Source organism: Leifsonia sp. (genome assembly GCF_051955155.1).
GTDB lineage: Bacteria > Actinomycetota > Actinomycetes > Actinomycetales > Microbacteriaceae > Leifsonia.
In genome coordinates this window covers 1-21,166 of the sequence record NZ_JBQCGZ010000079.1, presented here as the reverse complement: position 1 = coordinate 21,166, position 21,166 = coordinate 1, and the positions used below count along the sequence as shown (strand labels likewise).

Sequence of the window (21,166 nt, the reverse complement as noted above, 5' to 3'; positions counted from 1 at the left end):
CCGGTCGAGTACGCGAATTCTCTGCGTACTCGACCGTTACGGCCCGAGTTTCTGCGTACTCGGCGGGTCAGAGGCCCTCGGCGACGGCGGCGGCGGCATGGAGCCACGCGCGGCGGGTGCGCGGGGCCAGGGTGTCGAACGAGAGCCGGCCGCCGTGCATCTCCGGGTCGAACGGGATGGTCACCGCGCGGCGCGCGAGCGGCTCGAAGCCCGCGGCGACGCGGCGCACGTCGGACGCCGGTCCGGTGCGCTCGGACTGCGAGACGATCACCACCGCATCCCGTGCCAGCCGGGCGGACTGCGCGTCGCGCTGCATCAGCGCCTCCAGCAGCAGGGCGCCTGCCTCGGCGTGCTCGCCGAGCGCCGTGGTGGCGATGACGAGCTGGTCGGTGTGGTCGATCATCCGCAGCCAGCGCTCGGCCGACTCGTCGTTGCCGCTGTCGATGATGACCAGCCGGTAGAACTTGGTGGCGACCTCGTGCAGCCGGTCGAAGTCCTCCGACGAGATGCGCTGCTCGGTGGCCAGCATGGTCGGGTTCGAGCGGAGCACGTCGTACTTGTCGGCGTTCTGATGGTGCACGAAGTGGCCGATGTCCGCGGTGCGCGCGCCGGCGGAGAGCAGGGTGTCGGTCGCGGGCAGCAGGGACTGCACGGTCGCGTCGTGTGCGTCCTGCTCCGTGCGCCAGCCGAGCGTGCCGCGGGTCTCGTTGTTGTCCCACGCCAGCACGCCGGCGCCGCCGTTCCTGGCGAACACCGCCGCCAGCAGTGCGGTGGTCGGCGTCTTGTTGGCGCCGCCCTTGCCGTTGACGATCGCGATCGTACGCGGACCCGCCCAGTGCCTGCTCACGGCATCCAGCTCGGCGCGCTCGCGCAGCTCGGCGGCGGACGGAGCCAGCGGGATGCCTGCGCGGGCGAGCGCGCCGCGCACGCCCTGCTTCGCCCGGTCGGGCCGCGGGTTCTCGACGTAGAGGAAGGACTCGCGCTCCGGCGCGGGCCGCGGCAGCAGCGTCACCGGGGCGGACGGGGTCTCCTGGCCGGCGCCGGCGGCGCGTGCGGCGGAGGCGGGTGCGGAGGCGGCAGGCGCGGCGGCGACGGGCGCGGCGGCGACGGGCGCGGCCGCCTCCTCGTCCCCGGCGCCTTCCGGCAGCGGCTCCTCGTCGCCGATCGAGCCGTCGGGGTGGACGACGAGCAGCCAGTCGCCCTCCTCGTCGGAGACCATGAGCTGCACCGGGCGTCCGGCGGAGGCGGCGATCTCGCCGACGCGGCGCAGCACCGCCTCGCGCAGGCGCTCCGTGCTCGCCTCGGCGAACTCCTCGCGGGAGCCGTCGACGACCAGCTCGCCGGTCGCGTCGGTGCCGAAGCGCGCACTCAGGTGCGGGGGCAGGGGCAGATTGAGGGCCACGGGACTCCTTCCGGGCCGGCGAACGGGGGAGTTCGCAGACCGACTCCGCACGGTAGACCCGTTTCCGCCCCCGATCGAGTCCCGCTCAGGGGATTGCCAGGGCCCCGGGAATCCCGGCCCGCGCCCGGTACAGCTCCGCCAGCTGCGCGCCGGTCAGCTCCGCTCCCGTGCGGTCGGTGTGCTCCTGCACGACGCGGGCGAACGCGACCTGCTCCTCGCGCGTGAGCACGATGCCCTGCTCCTCCAGCAGGTGCGCGATGCCGCCCTTGCCCGACTGCGAGTTGACGCGGATCACCGCCTCGTAGCTACGGCCGAGGTCCGCCGGGTCGATGGGCAGGTACGGCACCCGCCACTCCAGCTCCGCCTCCGGGACCCCGGTCGCCGCGGCGCGCGCCCGGTGCTCGGCGAATCCCTTGCGGATGGCGTCCTGGTGGGTGCCGCTGAACGCGGTGTGCACGAGTTCGCCCACGTACGGGTGGCGCGGGTGCAACGGGATGCGCGTGCAGTCCTCGACCACCGCGCGCACCTCGTCGATGCGCGAGAAGTCGACCATCGGGTCGACGCCCTGCGCGTGCAGGTTCAGCGCGAGCGTCGCGAGGTCGACGTTGCCGGTGCGCTCGCCGTTGCCGAAGATGCAGCCCTCCACGCGCTGCGCGCCCGCGAGCACGGCGAGCTCCGCGCACGCGATGCCGGTGCCGCGGTCGTTGTGCGGGTGCACCGACAGGATCACGGAGTCGCGGCGCGCGAGGTTCCGGTGCATCCACTCGATCTGGTCGGCGTAGACGTTCGGCGTCGCCACCTCCACCGTCGCCGGCAGGTTGAGGATCACCGGCCGGTCGGGCGTCGCCAGCCAGCGCGCGGTCACCGCGTCGCAGACCTCCAGGGCGAACTCCGGCTCGGTGAGGTTGAACACCTCCGGCGAGAACTCGAAGCGGGTGTCCGGCCGGTCGCCGGCCAGCCGGAGAACGTCGTCCGCCCCGGCCAGGATCAGGTCGAGCAGCTCCCGGCGCTGCCGTCCGAGCACGACGTCCCGCCAGATCGGCGCCGTCGCCGTGTAGAGGTGGATGACGACCGGGTTGCGCAGGCCGCGCACCGACTCCACGGTGCGCTCGATCAGGTCGCGCCTGGCCGGGGTGAACACCACGATGGTGACGTCCTCCGGCGCGATCCGCTCCTCGGCGAGCAGGCGAACGAAGTCGTAGTCGGTGCGCGAGGCGCTGGGGTAGCCGACCTCGATCTCGGTGTAGCCCATCCGCACCATCAGCTCGAAGAACCGGCGCTTGCGCGCGGGGTCCATCGGTTCGGCGAGCGCCTGGTTGCCGTCGCGCAGGTCGACCGGCACCCAGAGCGGGGCGGCGGCGATGCGGGCGGACGGCCAGCTGCGGTCGGTGAGCGGAACGTCGACGCGGGTGTGGACGTCGCGGTAGCGGTGCGACGGCATCCCGGAGGGGCGCTGGCGGTTCCAGGATGCGGCGGTGGGGGCGGTGGTCTCGGTCACGGGTCCTTCTCTTCTCTCGCGTTCGGTCGGCGACCGGCGCGACGAGGAACCCGCGGACTCCGCGGCGGGGCGCCGGTCAGACCCCGCCGCGGCGGGGAAGGAGGAGGCGTCCGATGTGCATGCAGCGACCGTAGCACTCCTCAGACAAGTAGACAAGTGCAAGCGAGGGGCCGCGCTAGGATGGGCGCGTGACCGTCCTCCGCTCCCCGCTCGCCGACCAGGCGGCAGACGCGCTGCTCGCGCGCATCCGCGCCGGCGAGTGGACGCTCGGCGAGCGCCTGCCCGGCGAGACCACCCTGGCGCCGCAGCTCGGCGTCGGCCGGTCGACCGTGCGCGAGGCTATCCGCCAGCTCGCCGGCCGCGGCGTCCTCCAGTCGCGCCAGGGGGCAGGCGTCTTCGTCACGGCGCTCGACGTGCCGGAGGACTGGGACGCTGTGCTCCGCAGGGCGGGCATCGTCTCCGTGATCGAGGCGCGCACCGCGATCGAGTCGGAGGCGGCCGCCCTCGCTGCCGAGCGCCGGACGCCGACCGAGCTGCGCGCGCTGCGCAGGGCGCTGCAGGCCAGGGCCGTCCCGGCCGCGACGATCGAGGCGCACGTCGACGCCGACACCGCCTTCCACCGCGCGGTCGTCGCCGCGGCGCACAACGACATCCTGAGCGAGCTGTTCGACGGGTTCGTGCCGCGCTCCCGCGAGGCGATGGTGCAGCTGCTGCGCCTGCGCCCGGCGCCTGACGCCGCGGCCGACCAGGACGCGCACGCCGCGCTCGTCGACGCCATCGCCCGCCAGGACCCGGAGGCCGCCGCCCGGCAGAGCCGCGGCCACCTCGCCTCCCTGAAGACCAGACTCGCCTAGGAGAGCCATGACCGACACAGTCCTCGAACTCCGCGACGTCACCTTCCGCCGCGACGGCACACGGATCCTCGACGGGATCGACCTGACCGTCCGCGCCGGCGAGCACTGGGCGCTTCTCGGCCCGAACGGCGCGGGCAAGAGCACGGTGCTCGGCTTCTGCGGCGCGCTGACCTTCCCGACCAGCGGGACGGTGGACGTGCTCGGCCGGCGGCTCGGCCGGGTGGAGCTGCAGGAGCTGCGGCGGCACATCGGCCACGTGAACCCGCGGCACCCGGTGCGCTCGCCGCTGTCGGTGACGGACGTCGTCCTCACCGGCATCACCGGGACGCTGGAGCGGCCGATGCGCTGGGAGCCGACCGCCGCCGAGCTCGCCCGCGCGCGCGAGCTCATCCACACGGTCGGGCTCGACGACCACCGGGAGTCGCGCTGGCCGACGCTCTCGCAGGGGGAGCGGGGTCGCAGCCTGATCGCCAGGGCGCTGATCTCCGACCCCCGGCTGCTGCTGCTCGACGAGCCGACCACCGGACTCGACGTCGCCGCGCGCGAGCAGCTGCTGGAGACGATCGACGACCTCTCGCACAGCGCGCCGGAGCTCGCCTCCGTGCTCGTGACGCACCACCTGGAGGAGCTGCCGGAGACCACGACGCACGCGCTGCTCATCTCGCACGGCCGCATCGTCGCCGTCGGGCCGATCGCGGACGCGATCACCACGGAGAACGTCACTCGCGCCTTCGAGCATCCGATCCGGGTGGAGCGCGCGGACGGCCGCTGGAGCGCCCGTGCCGTGCGCGAGCGGGTCGGCGGGTAGCGGCCTCAGCCCAGCTGCAGCAGCAGCTCCTCGACCTCCCGGCCGGTGCCGGCGGCGAACGAGGCCTCGCTGCCCGCCCGGGCGAAGCCGGCGCGTTCGAGAACGCGGAGCGAGCCGACGTTCGCCGCGGCGACCCTGGCGTGCAGCGGCCGCTCTTGCTCCGACGCGACCAGCAGCCGGAGCGCGGCGGTCGCGATGCCGTTGCCCCAGAGCTCGCGGCGGATCCAGTAGGTCACCTCGCGCTCGCCGCCCAGCGTGAACGCGCCGACTGTGCCGGCGAAGACGCCGTCCGCCTCCACGGCGCGCACCGCTATCGACGGCGAGGTGCGCATCCGGTGCAGGCGCTCGTCGAACGCAGCGCGATCGTCGGGATCGGCGACGGTGAACGCGGCCAGCCGGATCGACTCCCGGTCGCGCATCATCTCGAAGATCGCGTCGGCGTCGTCGTCCCTGACCGCGCGGAGTCGAACCAGCATGCCCGCATGCTAGCGCCGGGGCACCTTCTCGAGCGCGAACTCCATCGCCAGCTGTGCCGCGACCAGCGCGGCGGAGGCCGCGGCCATCCCCACCTGGGCGGACGGATCGGTGACGTTGCCCGCCGCCCAGACGCCGGGGACGGCCGTGCGGCCCTGGGCGTCGGCGGGCAGGTGCTCGCCGATCCCCGCCGGGTGCTCGGCCGCCGCGAGGCCGAGACCGGCCAGGAACGGCGCGTCGATGCGCGAACGCGGACCGATCACGACCGTCTCGACGGGGTGGACCGTCCCCGCCACCCGCAGGCCCGCGACGCGCCCGTCCCGCAGCTCGACCGCCTCGACCGCCCCCTCGACGACGGGGATGCCGCGCTCCACCGCCTGCTCGGCGAGGCCGGGCTGCCCGTTGGCGAACACCGTCACGTCCGGGCTCCACTGGTGGAACAGCAGCGCCTGGTGCAGGGCCCGCTCGCTCAGCGCGAGGACGCCGATCGCGGTGTCCCGCACCTCCCAGCCGTGGCAGAACGGGCAGTGCACGACCTCGGAACCCCAGCGCTCGCGCAGGCCGGGGAGGTCCGGGAGATCGTCGACGAGGCCGGTGGCGACGATCAGTCGGCGCGCGCCGATCCGCCTGCCGCCGTCCACGGTGACCACGAACCCGTCGCCGGCGGCGCGCGCGTCCGTCACGGTGCCGTCCAGGACGGTGCCGCCGTATCCGCGCACCTCGTCCCGCCCGCGGGCGAGCAGCTCGGCCGGCGGCGTGCCGTCGCGGCCGAACAGGCCGTGCACCTCGCCGGCCGGCGCGTTGCGCGGTGCCCCCGCGTCCACCACGAGTACGGCCACCCTGGCCCGCGCGAGCATCAGCCCGGCGCTGAGTCCGGCCGCGCCGCCGCCGATCACGATCACATCGAAGTCGTCCATGCATCCAGGCTGCGGCGGAGATGTCGGAATTGGCAAGTTCTGTTGCCAGAGTGGCAAAATGGCGACCATGATCGATGACACCGGCCCCGGACCCGACCGCACGCTCGACGCGGTGGGCGAACGGCTGCGGGCCCTGCGCACCCGCAGCGACCTGACCCTCGCGGACCTGGCGGCGAGCACCGGCATCTCGGTCAGCACCCTGTCGCGTCTCGAATCGGGGACGCGCCGGCCGACGCTCGAACTGCTGCTCCCGCTGGCGCGGGCCCACGGCGTGACCCTGGACGAGCTGGTCGACGCGCCGCAGACCGGCGACCCGCGGGTGCACCTGCGGCCGGTGCGGCACGGCGATCGCACCGTCGTGCCGCTCACGCGTCGGCCGGGCGGCATCCAGGCCTACAAGACGGTGATCCCCGGCGGCAGCCCCGCGCCCGGTGTCCCGGACCCGAAGACGCACGAAGGCTACGAGTGGCTCTACGTCCTGAACGGCCGGCTGCGCCTGGTGCTCGGCGAGCACGACATCGAGCTCGGTCCCGGCGAGGCGGCCGAGTTCGACACCCGCGTTCCGCACTGGTTCGAGCGCGCGGGCCGGGACGCCGTGGAGTTCCTCAGCCTGTTCGGCAAGCAGGGCGAGCGCGTGCACCTGCGCGCGCGGCCGTCCCGCCCGGGCGACGGGGACCGCGCGTGATCGCGTTCGCGACGGCCGACGACGGCGAGCGGATCGCGTTCGAGGAGCACGGCAGCGGCGTCCCGCTCCTGCTCATCGCCGGGCAGGCGACCGGGATGCACGGCTGGGGGCCGTTCGCCGACGCGCTGGCCCGCGACTTCCGCGTGATCGTCTTCGACCACCGCGGCATCGGCGCGAGCGGCGAGGGCGATGCGGCGCGCTACTCGACGCGCGCGTTCGCCGCGGACGCGGTGGCGGTGCTCGACGCGGCGGGCGTCGCGGCGGCGCACGTGGTCGGGCACTCGATGGGCGGCAGAGTCGCCCAGTGGCTCGCGGCGGACGACCCGGGGCGCGTGCGCAGACTGGTGCTGATCGCGACGACCGCGACCGACAGGGCGGGAGGACCGGCGCAGCGCAGGGACCCGGCCGCGATCGCCGACCTGCTCAGCGGCGACCGCGCCAGGATGCTCCCGCTGTTCTTCGACGACGCCTGGGCGGCCGCGCATCCCGCCGCGGTCGACGGCTTCTTCCACCGCGTCGCCTCCCGCCCGGCGCTGCGCGGCCACTTCGCCGCCAGCCGCGACCACGACGCCACGGACGCCCTCGCCCGGATCCGCGCCGACACCCTCGTCATCCACGGCGAGCGCGACGCGCTCACGCCGATCGCGCACGCCCGCCGGCTCGCGGACGCCATCCCGCACGCCCACCTGCTGGAGCTGGACGCCCGCCACGGCCTGCACCTGGACACCCCCACCGTCGTGGATGCGGTCCGCGACTTCCTGCTCCCGGAGGGGCAGCGGCACTGAGGGGAGGTTGCGCCGGCGCGTCGGATGCGGTCGCCGGCGTCCGTTCCCACGGGTCCGTCGGCTACGGGACACGGAATCCTGCCGGGACGGCAGGCCCGCCGCCGAGCGCGCGGCTACACTGGCGCGGTGCAGCGGCCGTCGATGAACGTCTATGTTGATGGTTTCAACCTCTACAACGGGCTGCTCCGTGGCGGTGACCATCGCTGGCTGGACCTCGTCGCCCTGTTCGACACCGTGTTCCCGTCGTACGAGGTCCGACTCGTCCGCTACTTCACGGCAGATCTGAAAGGCAAGGCAAGCCCGGACGATCCCGGGATCGTCAAGCGGCAGCAGGTCTACCTGCGGGCGCTGGCGACTCTCGACAGGCTGCACATCCATCGCGGTCATTTCGAAGTGCGCGCGAGCCGGTACCGCCGCCGGCGTCCGGCCCCGGGCGAGTCGGCGCTGGTCGACGTGTGGCGCCCGGAGGAGAAGGGGTCCGACGTCAACCTGGCGACCTACCTAGTGCGGGACGCGTTCAGGCGCGAGGCGGACGTCTTCGTCGTTGTCAGCAACGACTCCGACCTGGAGGCACCCGTTCGGATCGTCGCGTCCGAGCTGGGGAAGCGCGTCTTCCTGATCTTCCCACACGGATTCGAGAGCCGGGATCTCATGACATGCGGGCACGAGCGCGTGGTCTGGATCAGTGCGGGCAAGCTTGCGGCGAGTCAGCTGCCGAATCCGGTCATGTCCGGCCGGACGCCCCTCTTCCGACCCGCGCAGTGGCTGCCGGACCTCGACCGTGCGGCGATCAGGGACTCCCGCGACGGCGACCCAAGAAAATAGGGCCTCCGAAGAGGCCCTAGACCCGGCGGCGATGCACCGGGGGTTGTCCTGCCAATATATCACACGGGCCGGATCGAGATCGGATGCGTGTCGATTGGGGGGTGGTGCGAGCCGACCGGGCAGGAGCATCCTTGGTGCCGTCGCCGTGGGGTGCCGCGGCGACGCACACCAGAGAACCCGAAACCCGAACAGGAGCACCACTATGTCTCTCACCGAGACCGACGTCTCGGATGCCTTCCGAGACCTCGCCGGTCGCGTCGCCGGCTCCGTCGTCACCCCGTCCGACCCCGAGTGGGACACCGTCCGCCGGGCCTGGAACCTGGCCTTCGACCAGCATCCCGATGTCGTCGTCGTGCCGGCCGGCCCCGCCGATGTGGCCGCCGCGCTCGCCTTCGCGGGCGAGACCGGGCGCACCGTCGTCCCGCAGGGAACCGGCCACCTGGCGGCGCCGCTCGGCGATCTCGCCGGCAGTGTCCTCGTGAACACGTCCGCGCTGCGGGGCGTCGAGGTGGACGCGGACGCCCGCGTCGTGCGCGCCGGCGCCGGCTGCGTGTGGGCCGACGTCACGTCCGCGCTCGCCCCGCACGGGCTCGCGGCCCTCGCCGGCTCGTCGCCCGACGTCGGCATCTCCGGCTATCTGCTCGGCGGCGGCTACAGCTGGCTCGCCCGCGAGCACGGCCTCGGCTGCACGTCGGTGATCGCGCTCGATGTGGTGACCGCGGACGGTGCGCAGCGTCACGTGACCGCGGAGGACGACGCGGAGCTGTTCTGGGCGCTCCGCGGCGGCGGCGGGAACACGGCCATCGTGACCGCGATCACCATGCGCGTGCTGCCGCTGGCGACGATCTACGCGGGGATGCTGCTGTTCCCGCTGGAGCGCGCCGGCGAGGTCGTGCGCGCGTACGAGCACTGGACGCGCGGGCTGACCGAGGCCGCGACGACGTGCGTCCGGCTGCTGCGGGTGCCGCCGCTGCCCGACGTCCCCGAGCCGCTGCGCGGCCGCGCCTTCGTCGGCGTCAACGGCGCGATCGACCTCCCGGAAGCCGAGGCGGCGGAGCTGCTCGCCGGGTTGCGCGCCCTCGGCCCGGAGCTGGACACGTTCGCGACCATGCCCGCGTCCGCGCTCGGCGTCATCAACATGGACCCGCCGACCCCGGTGCCGGCGATCGGCGACGGGACGATCCTGGACGACCTGCCGGAGGACGCGATCGAGCGGCTGCTGGCGGTGGCAGGGCCCGACGCTCAGACGCCGCTGCTCGCGGTCGATCTGCGCAACCTCGGCGGCGCAGCCGGCCGGCCGGCGCCGGGCGGCGGGGCGGTCGACCACCTGCCCGGCCGGTTCCTCGTCTACGCGGTCGGCATCGTGCCGGACCCCGCGCTCGCCCCCGCCGTCTCGGCCGCGGTCGACGCGGTCAGGGAGGCGCTCGCGCCGTGGGCGGCGGAGCGCGACTACGCCAACTTCCGCGAGACCTCCGTCCCCGCAGCCCGGCTCTGGCCGGCCGACGCGCTCGATCGGCTGCGCGCGGTGAAGGCGGCCTACGACCCGAAGGGCGTCATCCGCACCGCGCACCCGCTGAGCTGAGCGGGGCGCCGATCAGGCGAAGTAGCCCTGCCGGGCCGCGTCCACGAAGAGCTCGTAGTCCTGCTCCGCCTGGTCGGCGTACGCGTGCGCCCACTGCGCCGCCGCGCGGACGAACGCGCCGCCGGTCCCCATGTACCCGGCGGCGAACGCCGCCTTCGGCGAGCGCGCGTGCGCCCTGGCGAGCACGATCGCGCACGCCTGCGCGTAGTCGGTGAACTGCGTCGCGTTCATCTCCGAGATCTCGAACGACGCGTTGCGGTTGCGGAAGATGCGCATGTAGAAGCCGTAGTCCTCCACGTTCAGGTAGCCGAGGAACGGGTCGGAGACCGCCTGCAGGATCCGCTGGCAGCCGACCACCCGATAGCCCTGGTGCTGGTCGAACAGCACCGGGTCGAGGTAGCCGAAGACGGGGGAGACCTGCCCGAACTGCTGCACGACGGAGGCGCCCGCCTCCTTCAGCTGCAGGATCAGAACGTCCCCCGTCGGGTCGCCGAGCGCGATGATGAAGCACCGGGTGCCGACGCTGCCGACCCCGACGACGCGGCGCGCCACGTCCAGCACGGTGTACTGCGACAGCATCAGCGCGAGGTTCGGCGGCACGCTCGCGCGGTACGCCGCGAACACACCGTCGATGAGCGTGCGGATCTCCGGCTCCAGCCGGGTGAGCACCGGTGGCCGCTCCACGAACCGCATCGTGCCGTCGCCGCCCTCCTCCAGCGTCCGCGCGGCGACGCGCTCGCTCGTGCGCTTCTCCGACTGCTTGAGCGTGCGCTTGACCATCCGCTCCGAGTCCGGGGAGAGCACCTGACGGTTGTTCATGTCCGTCGGCGTGAAGTAGCGGCCGTAGAGCGGCAGCCGCAGCGCGGTGCGCAGGGCGTTGCGGTACATCGCCGACGCGGACAGCACGATCGGGCGCAGCTGCGGGTCGTCCATCCCGAGCGACCGGCCGGCCAGGACGACGCTGGCGAGCAGGCGCTTCACGTCCCACTCCCACGGGCCGATGAACGCCTCGTCGAAGTCGTTGATGTCGAAGACCATCGCGCGCTCGGGGGAGCGGTAGACGCCGAAGTTGGCGAGGTGCGCGTCGCCGCAGATGATGACCTCGGCTCCCGAGTCGACGCCGTCGTGCAGGTCGGCGGACTGGATCGCGGCGGTGCCGCGGTAGAAGGCGAACGGGTCGGCGCTCATCCGCTCGATGCGCAGCTGGACGAGCCACGGCAGCCGGGACTCGTGCTGCGTGCGCAGGATGCCGAGCGGGTCGCGGTCGGGGGAGGGCGTGTACTCGGCCTGGGCCGAGCGCGGCACGTCGGCCCTGGCGGCCCGTCCCGCCTCGTAGAGCTCGGCCTCCGTGAGCGGGGTCGCGATCGTCGTCATGTCCCACCTCCTGCGCAGCGCGCTCATGGTAGCTCCCGCCCCGGCGGCTAGGGTAGAGGCCGATGGAGGACTGGATCGAGCACCGCCGCGGCGACGGCGAACGCCTGGGCTGGATGCGGCAGGAGGGCGAGAAGTTCGTCCCCGTCGACCTGCTCGGCCGCGACCTGAGCGGCCCCCTCGACTGGCTGGCGGCGGAGGAGCTGCTGGAGGAGACCGGGATCGGCTACCTCGCCGGGATGTTCGAGCTGCGCCTGGACGACGGCAGTCTGCTGCGCGTGCGGCTGGCTGAGGTCTCTCCGACGCGCATCGTGGCGAAGAAGGACGACTTCGGCGCCGTCGGCATCCCGCAGGTCTACTTCACCCTGCCCTTCCCGATGCCGGACACCCTGCGACCGCTTCCGTAGCCGCCCGGGGGACGGGGCTAGTGCGGCGCGAAGGCCCGGCGCTAGCATCCGGCTAGTCGGCATCCGGCTGGTGGGGTGGAAGGCGGCGCGATGGCTCAGCGGTGGGGTGCGGTGACCGTCCTCGGTGCCGCGCAGTTCGTCATGGTGCTGGACAGCACCGTCATGAACGTCTCGATCTCGACCGTGGTCTCCGACCTGAACACGACGATCGCCGCGATGCAGACGACCATCACCTTCTACACGCTCACGATGGCCGCCTTCATGCTGCTCGGCGCGAAGCTCGGCGACGTCTGGGGCAGGCGCAGGGCCCTCGTCATCGGCTCGATCGTGTACGCCGTCGGCTCCGGGACCACGGCGATCAGCCCGAACATCGCGGTGCTGTTCATCGGCTGGTCGGTGGTGGAGGGACTCGGCGCCGTGCTCGTGATCCCCGCTATCGCGGCGCTCATCGCCGACAACTACAAGGGGCACGCGCGCGTCACCGCGTTCGCCGTCATCGGCGCGGCATCGGGCGTCGCCGTCGCCGCGGGCCCGCTGATCGGCGGTTTCCTGACCACGTATGCGAGCTGGCGCTACGTCTTCGCCGGCGAGGTCGTCGTGATGGCCGTCGTGCTGCTGTTCAACCGGCTGGTGCACGACTCCGGGGCGCGGGTCCCGGTCAGGATCGACCTGCTGTCGGTCGCGCTGTCGGCCGTCGGGCTGGTGCTGATCGTGTGGGGCATGCTGCAGACCAAGGTCTGGGGCTGGATCCTGCCGACCACCGACACGTCGATCCTCGGCCTGTCCCCGGTGCCGTTCATGGTCGCGGGCGGGGCCGTGGTGCTCTGGCTCTTCTTCCTCCGGCAGCGCCGGCTGCTCGAGAAGGGTCGGGCGCCGCTGCTCGACACCCGCATCCTGGGCCTGAGGCAGCTGCGCGCCGGAGTCGGCAGCCTGGGACTGCAGTACACCGTGACCGCCGGCCTGTTCTTCGTCGTCCCGATCTACCTGCAGCTGACTCTCGGCCTGAACGCGCTGACGACCGGGCTGCGCATCTTCCCGCTCTCGGTCGCGCTCGTGCTGTTCTCGATCCTCGGGACGATCCTCGCCAGGAGGGTGTCGGCGAAGCGGATCGCGCGCATCGGCCAGCTCACCCTCGTCGGTGCGAGCCTGATCCTGCTGGGATCGGTGGACCCGCAGCTGGATACGTTCGTCTTCGGGGTGGGCATGTTCCTCGCCGGGGCCGCGCTCGGACTGCTGGCGTCGCAGCTCGGCAACGTGACGATGTCGGCGGTCGGGCCGGAGCAGCTGAGCGAGGCGGGCGGCGTCCAGGGCGTGTTCCAGAACCTCGGCTCGTCGCTCGGGACCGCGCTGGTCGGCTCCGTCATGATCGCTGCGCTCTCCACCGCCTTCGCGGGCAACGTGGCCGCGAGCGATCTCCCGCAGGACGTGCAGACGCAGGTGCAGCAGGAGACGCAGCACGGGGTCGGGGTCGTCCCGGTCTCCGGCGTCGCCGACATCGCGCAGGAGCAGGGCTTGTCCTCCTCCCAGGGCGAGGAGCTCGCCGCGCTGTACAGCCAGTCGCAGCTGGAGGCGCTGCGGCTTTCGTTCGCGGCGCTCGCGCTCATCTCGTGCGCCGCGCTGTTCTTCTCACGCCATCTGCCGGCGAGCGTGCCGGAGACCGAATCGGAAAAGGAGGCGGCGACGTGACCATTCCTTTCCCCGACATCGCCGAGCACGGCATCATCGGCGACCTGCAATCGGTCGCGCTCGTGAGCACGGACGGCTCGATCGACTGGTTCTGCGCTCCGCGGTTCGACTCGCCGTCGCTGTTCGCCGCGCTGCTGGATCGGGAGAAGGGCGGCTACTTCCGCATCCACGCGCTCGGCGACGGCGTGCGGGTGAAGCAGATGTACTTCCCGCAGACCGCCGTGCTGATCACGCGGTTCATGTCGTCGGAGGGCGTCGGCGAGGTCATCGATTTCATGCCGGTCGCCGATGAGCCGACCGTCGCGACGCCGAACCGCCTGATCGTGCGCGCCGTGCGCGTCGTGCGCGGGACGCTCACCTTCCGGCTGGAGTGCCGGCCGCGCTTCGACTACGGCCGCAGCGAGCACACCGCGACCGCGTCCGAGCGGGGGGTGCGGTTCGACGACGGGACGACCAGCGCCGCCCTGCACGGCGTCGAGCCGGACGCGCTCGACGGCATCGACGTCGACACCGAGTTCACCCTGGAGGAGGGCGGACTGCGGCTGTTCGGCTTCGAGACCGAGGCGCGCGGTGAGCCGCGCGACTTCGCCCGCAGCCGTGGGAACCGCCGATTCCGCGAGACGGTGGCGTTCTGGCGCGACTGGCTGTCCCGCAGCGGGTACTCCGGCCGCTGGCGGGAGGCCGTCGAGCGCTCGGCGATGGTCCTCAAGCTCCTGCAGTACGCGCCGACCGGCGCGCTCGTGGCGGCGCCGACCGCGGCGCTCCCCGAGCAGCTCGGCGGCGAGCGGAACTGGGACTACCGCTACACCTGGGTGCGCGACGCCTCGTTCTCGGTGTACTCGCTGCTCGCCCTCGGCTACGAGGAGGAGGCGATCGGGTTCGCGCTGTGGATCTCCGACCGCGTCGCCGAGCAGGCGGGGGAGGCCTCCGGCCCGCTGAAGATCATGTACCGCATCGACGGCTCCTCCGACCTTCAGGAGCTGACGCTGGACGACTTCGAGGGCTACGCCGGGTCGCAGCCGGTGCGCATCGGCAACGGCGCCGCCGACCAGCTGCAGCTGGACATCTACGGAGAGGCGATCGACGCGCTCTCCATCGCGGACGGCTTCCGCCCGATCGGGCACCCCGGCTGGATCAAGCTCGTCGGCATCCTGGACTGGCTCGCCGACAACTGGGACCAGCCGGACGAGGGGGTCTGGGAGACCCGCGGTGGACGCAAGGACTTCACCTACGGCAGGATCATGTGCTGGGTCGCCTTCGACCGCGCCATCAAGCTCGCGCAGAAGCGCGGCAGGCCGGCACCGCTGGAGCGCTGGATCGCCGCGCGTGACGCCATCTACGAGCAGGTCTTCACGCGCTGCTGGAACCCGGAGCGGAAGGCGTTCACACAGCATCCCGGCACGGACGTCGTCGACGCGATCACCCTGCTGATGCCGCTGGTGGGGATGATCTCGCCCGACGACCCGATGTGGCTGTCCACGCTCGACGCCATCGGCGAGGAGCTCGTCGCCGACAGCCTCGTCTACCGCTACAACCCGTCCGCGTCCCCGGATGGGCTCGCCGGCTCGGAGGGAACCTTCTCGCTGTGCTCGTTCTTCTACGTGTGCGCGCTCACCGACGCCGGCCGGCTGGACGAGGCGCAGTACGCGTTCGAGAAGATGCTCACCTACGGCAACCACCTCGGCCTGTACGCCGAGGAGATCGACCAGAGCGGCCTGCAGCTCGGCAACTTCCCGCAGGCGTTCACCCACCTCGCCCTGATCCGCGCCGCGATCGCCCTGGACGCGGCCCTCACCACCCGAGGAGCACGATGATCCCCCTCACCATCGGCACCAGCGCCGACGCCCCCGACCGCCCGGCGGTCATCGACGGCTCGCGGTTCAACCGGCACACGTTCTGGTGCGGTCAGAGCGGGTCGGGCAAGACCTACGCGCTCGGCGTCGTCCTGGAGCAGCTGCTGCTGGAGACGATCCTCCCCGTCGCCGTGCTGGACCCGAACGCGGACTTCGCCCGGCTGCACCGGCTGCGGGACGAGGTGGAGCCGGAGCTGCGCGAGCGGTTCGGCCGGATCGACATCCGGGTCTTCCACTCCAGCACCCGCGAGGAGCCGCAGCTGCACGCCCGGTTCGTCGACCTGAGCGTGCGGTCGCAGGCCGCCATCGGCCGGCTGGACCCGATCGCGGACGAGGAGGAGTACAACGCCCTGCTGCACCTGGACAAGAGCCCGGAGCACTACGAGCGCGGCCGGTTCCTCGAGCGTCTGCTGACCTCGGACGACCCGGCGCAGCGGCGGCTCGGCCTGCGCATCGACAACCTGGAGATCCTGGACTGGCCGCTGTGGGCGTTCGGCGGAGAGTCCGCGGTCGACACGATCGACGAACGGTCGCGGGTGACCGTGCTCGACGTCGGCGGCTTCGCGCATCCCGCCGAACCGCAGGCCGCGGCGCTGTGCGTCCTCGAGCACCTGTGGGAGCGGAGGATGGACCGCAACCCGATCCTCATCGTGATCGACGAGGCCCACAACTTCTGCCCGCCGTCGCCGCGGAACAGCGTGGAGGCCCAGCTGACCGAGCAGATCATCCAGATCGCCGCAGAAGGCCGCAAGTTCGGGCTGTGGCTGTTCCTGTCGACGCAGCGGCCGACCAAGATCCACCCGAACGTGCTCTCACAGTGCGACAACCTGGGCCTGATGCGGATGAATTCGCCGCGCGACCTTGGCGAGATCGCGAACGTGTTCGGCTTCGTCCCGCAGCACCTCCTTGAGCAGTCGCCGTCGTTCCGCAAGGGCGAGGCGCTCTTCGCCGGGGCGTTCTCGGACGAGCCGCAGCTGGTGCGCGTCGGCAGGCGGCTCACCGTGGAAGGCGGCAGCGACCTGTCCGTGGAGGCGATGGCGTGACGGCAGGCGGGGAGGCGGAGCGCGGCCAGGACGACGGTTTCGACCTGAACCAGTCGCCGTCCGGCGAGGGCGGTGACGTCCGGCTGCACCGCGCGCTCTGGCGGCACTGGGGGACGCCGGCGGCCATCTACGGGACGATCGTCTATGCGAGCGTCGTCGCCGCCTCCTCGATCGGCAATCAGGGTCACGCGTCCGCGGTGCAGGTGCTGGTGTTCAGCGTCGTCAGCATCGTCGTCTTCTGGGTCGCGCACGTCTACTCGACGGCGCTCGGCTTCCACGGCGACGCGGACCGGATCGGCGACCGGCTGCGCGACTCGTTCCGGCACGCCCTGCGCGAGTCGAGCGGGATGCTGGAGGCCGCGATCATCCCGAGCATCCCGCTCCTGCTGGCGGCGCTGCACGTGCTGCCGGCAGACCTGGGGGTGCTGCTCTCGCTCTGGCTGATGGTCCTGATGCTGGCGCTGCTCGGGTATCTCGTGTTCCTGGTGCGGGGGCGCCCGGTCCTGGTCTGCCTGACCAGCGCGGTCGTCACCGGCCTCTTCGGCGTCGTCGTGATCGTGCTGAAGACGTCGCTGCAGCACTGAGCTGCGCCACCCTCTCCCGTCGGGCGACCAGTCTGCCGTGGACGACATTTGCGCCGAGTGTCGGTCGGAAGGCCGCCGCGACCGGCATCTGCGCCACATGTACGGCGCCTACGTAGCCGAGCCACTGGCGGCGCGGCGGCGGCAACGAGGCGGCGCTCCTGACGGAAGACGACGGGTGCCGGTATCATCGCGGTATGTCCCACCTCGACAGGATCGTGATCGACCCCGAGGTCGTCCACGGCCGGCCCGTGATCCGCGGCACACGCATGCGGGTGAGCGATGTGCTCGCGCTGCTCGCCGCGGGCGCCGATGAGGCCGAGATCCTCGAGGACTACCCGTACCTGAGCGGCGAGGACGTCACCGCCTGCCTGGAGTACGCCGCAGCGCAGGTGGACCACACGATCCTGATCGCATCCTGACCCGTGCGGTTCCTCGTCGATGCCCAGCTGCCTCCGGCGCTGGCGTCGCTGCTGCGGGCGCACGGACACCAGGCCGACCATGTCAACGACATCGGGCCGGGCGATGCCCCCGATCGCTCCCTGTGGGAGTTCGCGCGGGAGAACGATGCCGTCATCGTCACAAAGGATGAGGACTTCTCGCTGCTGTTCGCTCTGGGCGGCGAACCGGCCGCGGTCGTCTGGGTTCGCATCGGTAATACGCGTCGCGCCGCCCTGCTCTCGTGGTTCGAGCCGCTGATCGCCGAGATCGTGACCGTGGTGGAAAGCGGTCAGAAGCTCATCGAGCTCCGCTAATCGCCGGCCTCAGAAGCTCGCGATCCCCTTGCCGATGAGGACGACCCCGATCACCAGGAGCAGCACCGCCATGACCGCCGCGTTGTTGTGCACCAGCCAGCCGCGCAGCGAATCCAGCGGTCCGCGCATCCGGTCGGCGGCGAGCAGGTAGCCGATCACCGGGATCGCGACCGAGCTGGCCGCGATCACGACGAAGACCACGATCACCAGGGTCGCCGCTCCGACCGACCGGCCGGCCGTCCCGATCGCGACGCCGGCGCCGGCGGCCAGCAGCAGGTTCTTGGGGTTGATCGCGGCGAGGATGAACGCCAGCACGAAGCCGCGGCCGGCGGTCATCGAGTCGATCGCGTCCATCCACTTCGGCAGCTTCTCGGGCTCGCCCTGCCGCGGCCGCGAGCGCCACTGCCGCAGCGCGAGCAGCAGCAGGAGGGCGCCGAGCACGATCTTGACCGTCCCCGCGATCGGCTTGGAGGCGTCCGGGTCGTTCTCGGGCAGCAGCCCGGAGAGCAGCGTGAAGACCACGACGGCCACCACGATGCCCACCACCCAGCCGAGCAGGAAGCCCACGCTGGTGCCGCGCGCCTTCGGCGAGAGCAGCATCAGGATCGCCGCGATGATCGGCACCGGGCTGATCGCGATGCCGAGGGCCAGGGGCAGGGTGTCGCCGATCGCGCTTCCCATGAACGTCTACCTCGTGTCCTCTCCGGTCGTCGGGCCGGGGTGGTGGCCGGCCTTGAGCTCGCGGCGCTGCGCCTTCGCGGCCGCCGACTCCTCCTTCATCAGCTCGCGTGTCTCGCCCAGGTCGCCGATCGCCGCGCGCCAGACCCGTGCGCGCGGGTCGGAGTCCACGAGCACCGCCCGCACCAGCAGGGTCAGCGGCACCGCGAGGATGGCGCCGATCGGGCCGAGCACGACGGCCCAGAACAGCACGGAGAAGAAGGTGAGCGTCTGGCTGAGGGAGACCGCGTTGCCGACCACCTTCGGCTGGACGATCGACTGCACGACGGCGTTGATGATCCCGTACACGACGATGATCGCGACCACGGTGCCCCAGCCGCCGGTCAGGTAGCCGAAGACGAGCGGAGGGACGATGGCGATGAAGTAGCCGACGTTCGGGATGAACGAGCACAGGAACGCGAGGATCGCCCACAACAGCGCCGCGGGGACGCCGAGCGCCAGCAGTGCGAGGCCGTTGATGACGCCCTGCGCGATGCCGAGCAGGGTGGTGACCACCATGTAGCGCCGGACGCTGTGCGCGAAGCCGCCCATCGCGTAGACGAGGTTGGGCTTCGTCGGCTTCAGCTGCCGCAGCAGCGTCGGGGTGTACGCGGCGTCGGCCGGCATCAGGATCAGCATGGTCAGCACGATCACCCCGAAGGCGACGAACCCGAACGCGCCGCCCAGCAGACCGGTGAAGAAGTTCACCAGCTTGGTCGGGTCGAAGCCGGCGGCGACGGACTGGACCTCCTGCTGGCTGACGCCGATGCTCTGCAGCCACGTGGCGACGTCGGAACCGAACTGGTCGAGCTGGTCCTTGTACTGCGGCAGCATCCCCACGAACTGGGCGAGCGCGACGATCATCAGGCCTGCGAACGCGGCGAGCAGCGCGAACGTCGTGAGCGCGACGGCGCCGGTCGCGATCCCGGTCGGCGTCCCGTGCCGGGTGAGCCAGACCCGCACCGGCTGCGCGCAGATAGTGAGCACCAGGGCGAGCAGCGACGGGGCGAGGATGTTCCCGATCGCGTGCATCCCGACCGCGACCACAACGCCGGCGGCCAGCCCGAGCAGGATGCGCACCGCGCGGCCGGACGCTTCTGCGGCCTGCTGGTCGGGGTCCGGTCCCTCCGGCGGTGGCGCCTCGGGAGCCTTGGGGCGACGGTGGAAGGGCCACCAGCTCGTCTCAGCCACGGTGTTCCTCCGCGGCGTCGGTGCGGAGCGCCATGATGGCCTCCCTGTTCGTGTCGAAGACGCGCACCCCGTCCATCAGCCCGAGGTGCTGGAGCCGGTCGCGGATGCCGGGACGCACGCGGCTGAGCGCGAGGTCCGTCCCGCGACCGGTGAGCGAGGCCTGCACGGCCTCCCATGACTCGGCGCCGGTGACGTCGACGTCGGTCACCGCTTCCATGTCGAGCACGACGTGGCGCGCGCCGGCCTCACGGGCGGCGCGCTCGACGGCCTGCTCGAAGGACGTGGAGTTGGCGAAGAAGAGGGGAGCGGCGAGCCGGACGACCACGACGCCCGGCACGGTCGGCGACCCGACAGGCGCGGCCTCCAGCAGGGAGTGGTCGGGGTCGCCGTCGGCGGCGAGGGTGTCGATCGGCGGGTTGGCCGCCCGGCGCGTGACGTTGATCACCGCGAGCACGAACGCGATCACGATGCCGGCGATCGGGCCGATCAGCAGCGCGCCGAGGAAGCAGACGGCGCCGATGACGAACTCGAAGCGGTCCAGGCGCCAGAGCCGGACGAAGTCGGGGATGCCCAGCAGCGGGACGACGGCGACGGCGACGATCGCGCCGATCGCGGGGGAGGGGATGTGCTCAAGGAGCGCGGTGCCGAAGATCAGCAGGAGGAGCGTCCCGAGCGCGGTGATGAGTGTCGGCAGCTGGGTGCGCGATCCGGCCTGGTCCATCGCCGCGGTCCGCGAGGTCGACGATCCGACGGTGAAGCCGCCGGAGATGCCTGCTCCCAGGTTCGCGACGCCGAAGGCGAAGAGGTCGCGGTTGGGGCGAGTCGGGTAGCCGCGCTTCTCGCCGTACGAGCGGGAGACGAGCAGTCCCTCGCCCATCGTCACGACGGTCAGCGCGATGGCGGACGGGATGAGGGCCGCCCACTGGCCCCACTCGATCACGGGCCAGGTGAGCGTCGGCGGCCCCGCGTCCACCGGTCCGAGGACCGAGACGCCCGCCTTCTCGGCATCGCCGAGCACGACGACGATCGTCCCGATGATCAGCACGATCAGCGCCCACGGCACGGCCGCGGCAATCCGGCGGCCGACGAGCAGCACGACCAGCGCCCCCGCTGCGATCAGCACCGACCAGATGTTGACCCCGGGCAGCCCGGTGACCAGCCCGGTCAGCTTCTCCACGAACTCGCCACCGGAGTCGATCTTCACGCCGAGCATCTTCGCGGCCTGCGAGACCAGGATGTCGAGCGCGAGCCCGCCGACGAAGCCGACCAGGATCGGCTTGGAGAGGAAGTTCGCCAGGAAGCCCAGCTTGAAGAACGAGCAGGCGAGGAACAGCACGCCGCCGATGAGGGCCTGCGCGAGCGCGAGGGTGATGTAGTCCTGGTGCCCGGCGACCGCGAGGCCGCCGAGCGACGAGGCGACCAGCGCGGCCGCGGCGGCGTCGGGCGAGGCGACCAGCTGCCGCGAGGACACGGTCAGCGCGTAGAGCACGGCGGGGACGACGAGCGCGTACAGCCCGGCGGTCGCCGGGAGCCCGGCGATCTGCGCGTACCCGATGTTGAGCGGGATGGCGATGGCGAGCAGCGTGATCCCGGCGAGGATCTCGCGGACGGCGTTCCGCGGGGTGAGCCCGGCCAGCGGGCGGAGACGGGAAGGTCGCGGGGCCCGGGTGCCCGGGGGCGCCCGCGCCCCCGCGGGCGGGGCGGGGCCCGCGGTGCCCCGCCCCCCCCCGTG

The 21,166-nt window shown here is 72.3% G+C and carries 21 protein-coding genes; 13 read left to right on the top strand and 8 right to left on the bottom strand.

The annotated features are described in order from the left end of the window. Positions 1-67: 67 nt before the first annotated feature. Positions 68-1,402 carry an AAA family ATPase gene (locus ACTHMF_RS07950; protein WP_440317000.1) on the bottom strand — a complete coding sequence of 445 codons (1,335 nt, stop codon included), beginning with the start codon at positions 1,400-1,402 and terminating at the stop codon, positions 68-70. An 85-nt stretch (positions 1,403-1,487) separates the two neighbouring features. Next, positions 1,488-2,900 carry a 2-isopropylmalate synthase gene (locus ACTHMF_RS07945; RefSeq protein WP_440316999.1) on the bottom strand — a complete coding sequence of 471 codons (1,413 nt, stop codon included), beginning with the start codon at positions 2,898-2,900 and terminating at the stop codon, positions 1,488-1,490. Positions 2,901-3,088: 188 nt separating this feature from the next. Between ACTHMF_RS07945 and ACTHMF_RS07940 the strand changes: the two genes are divergently transcribed. Both ACTHMF_RS07940 and ACTHMF_RS07935 read left to right on the top strand, forming a co-directional pair. Beyond that, positions 3,089-3,754 carry a FadR/GntR family transcriptional regulator gene (locus ACTHMF_RS07940; RefSeq protein ID WP_440316998.1) on the top strand — a complete coding sequence of 222 codons (666 nt, stop codon included), beginning with the start codon at positions 3,089-3,091 and terminating at the stop codon, positions 3,752-3,754. Positions 3,755-3,761: 7 nt separating this feature from the next. Continuing rightward, positions 3,762-4,562: an ABC transporter ATP-binding protein gene (locus ACTHMF_RS07935; protein ID WP_440316997.1), complete on the top strand. Its 801-nt coding sequence runs from the start codon at positions 3,762-3,764 to the stop codon at positions 4,560-4,562. 5 nt (positions 4,563-4,567) lie between these two features. Here ACTHMF_RS07935 and ACTHMF_RS07930 read toward each other — a convergent pair whose 3' ends face one another. Both ACTHMF_RS07930 and ACTHMF_RS07925 read right to left on the bottom strand, forming a co-directional pair. Further along, the gene (locus ACTHMF_RS07930; RefSeq protein ID WP_440316996.1) at positions 4,568-5,038 is read right to left on the bottom strand and encodes a GNAT family N-acetyltransferase; all 471 of its coding nucleotides are present in this window, start codon (positions 5,036-5,038) and stop codon (positions 4,568-4,570) included. Between the two features lie 9 nt (positions 5,039-5,047). Beyond that, on the bottom strand, positions 5,048-5,953 hold the full coding sequence (locus ACTHMF_RS07925) for an NAD(P)/FAD-dependent oxidoreductase (protein ID WP_440316995.1): 906 nt from the start codon (positions 5,951-5,953) through the stop codon (positions 5,048-5,050). 67 nt (positions 5,954-6,020) lie between these two features. On the opposite strand from ACTHMF_RS07925, the gene ACTHMF_RS07920 reads away from it, so the two are divergent. From ACTHMF_RS07920 to ACTHMF_RS07905, 4 genes are all read left to right on the top strand, one after another. After that, on the top strand, positions 6,021-6,638 hold the full coding sequence (locus tag ACTHMF_RS07920) for a helix-turn-helix domain-containing protein (protein WP_440316994.1): 618 nt from the start codon (positions 6,021-6,023) through the stop codon (positions 6,636-6,638). Beyond that, on the top strand, positions 6,635-7,423 hold the full coding sequence (locus ACTHMF_RS07915; RefSeq protein ID WP_440316993.1) for an alpha/beta fold hydrolase: 789 nt from the start codon (positions 6,635-6,637) through the stop codon (positions 7,421-7,423). Before ACTHMF_RS07920 ends, ACTHMF_RS07915 begins: the two co-directional genes overlap by 4 nt. Positions 7,424-7,549: 126 nt before the next feature. After that, positions 7,550-8,248: an NYN domain-containing protein gene (locus ACTHMF_RS07910; RefSeq protein WP_440316992.1), complete on the top strand. Its 699-nt coding sequence runs from the start codon at positions 7,550-7,552 to the stop codon at positions 8,246-8,248. Between the two features lie 202 nt (positions 8,249-8,450). Next, a complete protein-coding gene (locus tag ACTHMF_RS07905) occupies positions 8,451-9,830 on the top strand; it encodes an FAD-binding oxidoreductase (RefSeq protein ID WP_440316991.1) in 1,380 nt (459 codons plus the stop codon). A gap of 12 nt (positions 9,831-9,842) precedes the next feature. Here ACTHMF_RS07905 and ACTHMF_RS07900 read toward each other — a convergent pair whose 3' ends face one another. Further along, positions 9,843-11,204: a DUF2252 domain-containing protein gene (locus ACTHMF_RS07900; protein WP_440316990.1), complete on the bottom strand. Its 1,362-nt coding sequence runs from the start codon at positions 11,202-11,204 to the stop codon at positions 9,843-9,845. Between the two features lie 62 nt (positions 11,205-11,266). Here ACTHMF_RS07900 and ACTHMF_RS07895 point away from each other — a divergent pair, with 62 nt between their 5' ends. From ACTHMF_RS07895 to ACTHMF_RS07865, 7 genes are all read left to right on the top strand, one after another. Continuing rightward, on the top strand, positions 11,267-11,608 hold the full coding sequence (locus tag ACTHMF_RS07895; protein WP_314148639.1) for a hypothetical protein: 342 nt from the start codon (positions 11,267-11,269) through the stop codon (positions 11,606-11,608). Positions 11,609-11,698: 90 nt separating this feature from the next. Further along, positions 11,699-13,294, top strand: coding sequence for an MFS transporter (locus ACTHMF_RS07890; RefSeq protein ID WP_314148638.1), 1,596 nt, complete (start codon positions 11,699-11,701; stop codon positions 13,292-13,294). Then, positions 13,291-15,108: a glycoside hydrolase family 15 protein gene (locus ACTHMF_RS07885; protein WP_440316989.1), complete on the top strand. Its 1,818-nt coding sequence runs from the start codon at positions 13,291-13,293 to the stop codon at positions 15,106-15,108. Before ACTHMF_RS07890 ends, ACTHMF_RS07885 begins: the two co-directional genes overlap by 4 nt. Continuing rightward, positions 15,105-16,190 (top strand): ATP-binding protein, encoded by a 1,086-nt coding sequence (locus tag ACTHMF_RS07880; protein WP_440316988.1) that lies wholly within the window; start codon positions 15,105-15,107, stop codon positions 16,188-16,190. Before ACTHMF_RS07885 ends, ACTHMF_RS07880 begins: the two co-directional genes overlap by 4 nt. Next, complete coding sequence (locus ACTHMF_RS07875) at positions 16,187-16,774, top strand: hypothetical protein (protein WP_440316987.1); 588 nt, start codon at positions 16,187-16,189, stop codon at positions 16,772-16,774. The genes ACTHMF_RS07880 and ACTHMF_RS07875 overlap by 4 nt, the downstream gene beginning before the upstream one ends. 194 nt (positions 16,775-16,968) lie before the next feature. Continuing rightward, a complete protein-coding gene (locus ACTHMF_RS07870) occupies positions 16,969-17,193 on the top strand; it encodes a DUF433 domain-containing protein (RefSeq protein WP_314148634.1) in 225 nt (74 codons plus the stop codon). 3 nt (positions 17,194-17,196) lie between these two features. Then, a complete protein-coding gene (locus tag ACTHMF_RS07865; protein WP_440316986.1) occupies positions 17,197-17,526 on the top strand; it encodes a DUF5615 family PIN-like protein in 330 nt (109 codons plus the stop codon). A gap of 9 nt (positions 17,527-17,535) precedes the next feature. Here the strand turns inward: ACTHMF_RS07865 and ACTHMF_RS07860 are convergent, their stop codons facing one another. From ACTHMF_RS07860 to ACTHMF_RS07850, 3 genes are read right to left on the bottom strand one after another with little or no spacing between them, the layout of a single operon-like run. Further along, positions 17,536-18,207 carry a GAP family protein gene (locus ACTHMF_RS07860; RefSeq protein WP_440316985.1) on the bottom strand — a complete coding sequence of 224 codons (672 nt, stop codon included), beginning with the start codon at positions 18,205-18,207 and terminating at the stop codon, positions 17,536-17,538. Positions 18,208-18,213: 6 nt separating this feature from the next. Then, positions 18,214-19,434 (bottom strand): AI-2E family transporter, encoded by a 1,221-nt coding sequence (locus ACTHMF_RS07855; RefSeq protein ID WP_314148631.1) that lies wholly within the window; start codon positions 19,432-19,434, stop codon positions 18,214-18,216. Continuing rightward, on the bottom strand, positions 19,427-21,034 hold the full coding sequence (locus ACTHMF_RS07850; RefSeq protein ID WP_440317025.1) for a SulP family inorganic anion transporter: 1,608 nt from the start codon (positions 21,032-21,034) through the stop codon (positions 19,427-19,429). The genes ACTHMF_RS07855 and ACTHMF_RS07850 overlap by 8 nt, the downstream gene beginning before the upstream one ends. Positions 21,035-21,166 lie beyond the last annotated feature (132 nt).

What these genes read in the sequence shown, in the direction of transcription:
- ACTHMF_RS07935 (WP_440316997.1), top strand. Translation starts at nt 3,762, where the DNA reads ATGACCGACACAGTCCTCGAACTCCGCGACGTCACCTTCCGCCGCGAC.
- ACTHMF_RS07930 (WP_440316996.1), bottom strand. Translation starts at nt 5,038, where the DNA reads ATGCTGGTTCGACTCCGCGCGGTCAGGGACGACGACGCCGACGCGATC.
- ACTHMF_RS07925 (WP_440316995.1), bottom strand. Translation starts at nt 5,953, where the DNA reads ATGGACGACTTCGATGTGATCGTGATCGGCGGCGGCGCGGCCGGACTC.
- ACTHMF_RS07920 (WP_440316994.1), top strand. Translation starts at nt 6,021, where the DNA reads ATGATCGATGACACCGGCCCCGGACCCGACCGCACGCTCGACGCGGTG.
- ACTHMF_RS07905 (WP_440316991.1), top strand. Translation starts at nt 8,451, where the DNA reads ATGTCTCTCACCGAGACCGACGTCTCGGATGCCTTCCGAGACCTCGCC.
- ACTHMF_RS07900 (WP_440316990.1), bottom strand. Translation starts at nt 11,204, where the DNA reads ATGACGACGATCGCGACCCCGCTCACGGAGGCCGAGCTCTACGAGGCG.
- ACTHMF_RS07895 (WP_314148639.1), top strand. Translation starts at nt 11,267, where the DNA reads ATGGAGGACTGGATCGAGCACCGCCGCGGCGACGGCGAACGCCTGGGC.
- ACTHMF_RS07890 (WP_314148638.1), top strand. Translation starts at nt 11,699, where the DNA reads ATGGCTCAGCGGTGGGGTGCGGTGACCGTCCTCGGTGCCGCGCAGTTC.
- ACTHMF_RS07880 (WP_440316988.1), top strand. Translation starts at nt 15,105, where the DNA reads ATGATCCCCCTCACCATCGGCACCAGCGCCGACGCCCCCGACCGCCCG.
- ACTHMF_RS07870 (WP_314148634.1), top strand. Translation starts at nt 16,969, where the DNA reads ATGTCCCACCTCGACAGGATCGTGATCGACCCCGAGGTCGTCCACGGC.
- ACTHMF_RS07860 (WP_440316985.1), bottom strand. Translation starts at nt 18,207, where the DNA reads ATGGGAAGCGCGATCGGCGACACCCTGCCCCTGGCCCTCGGCATCGCG.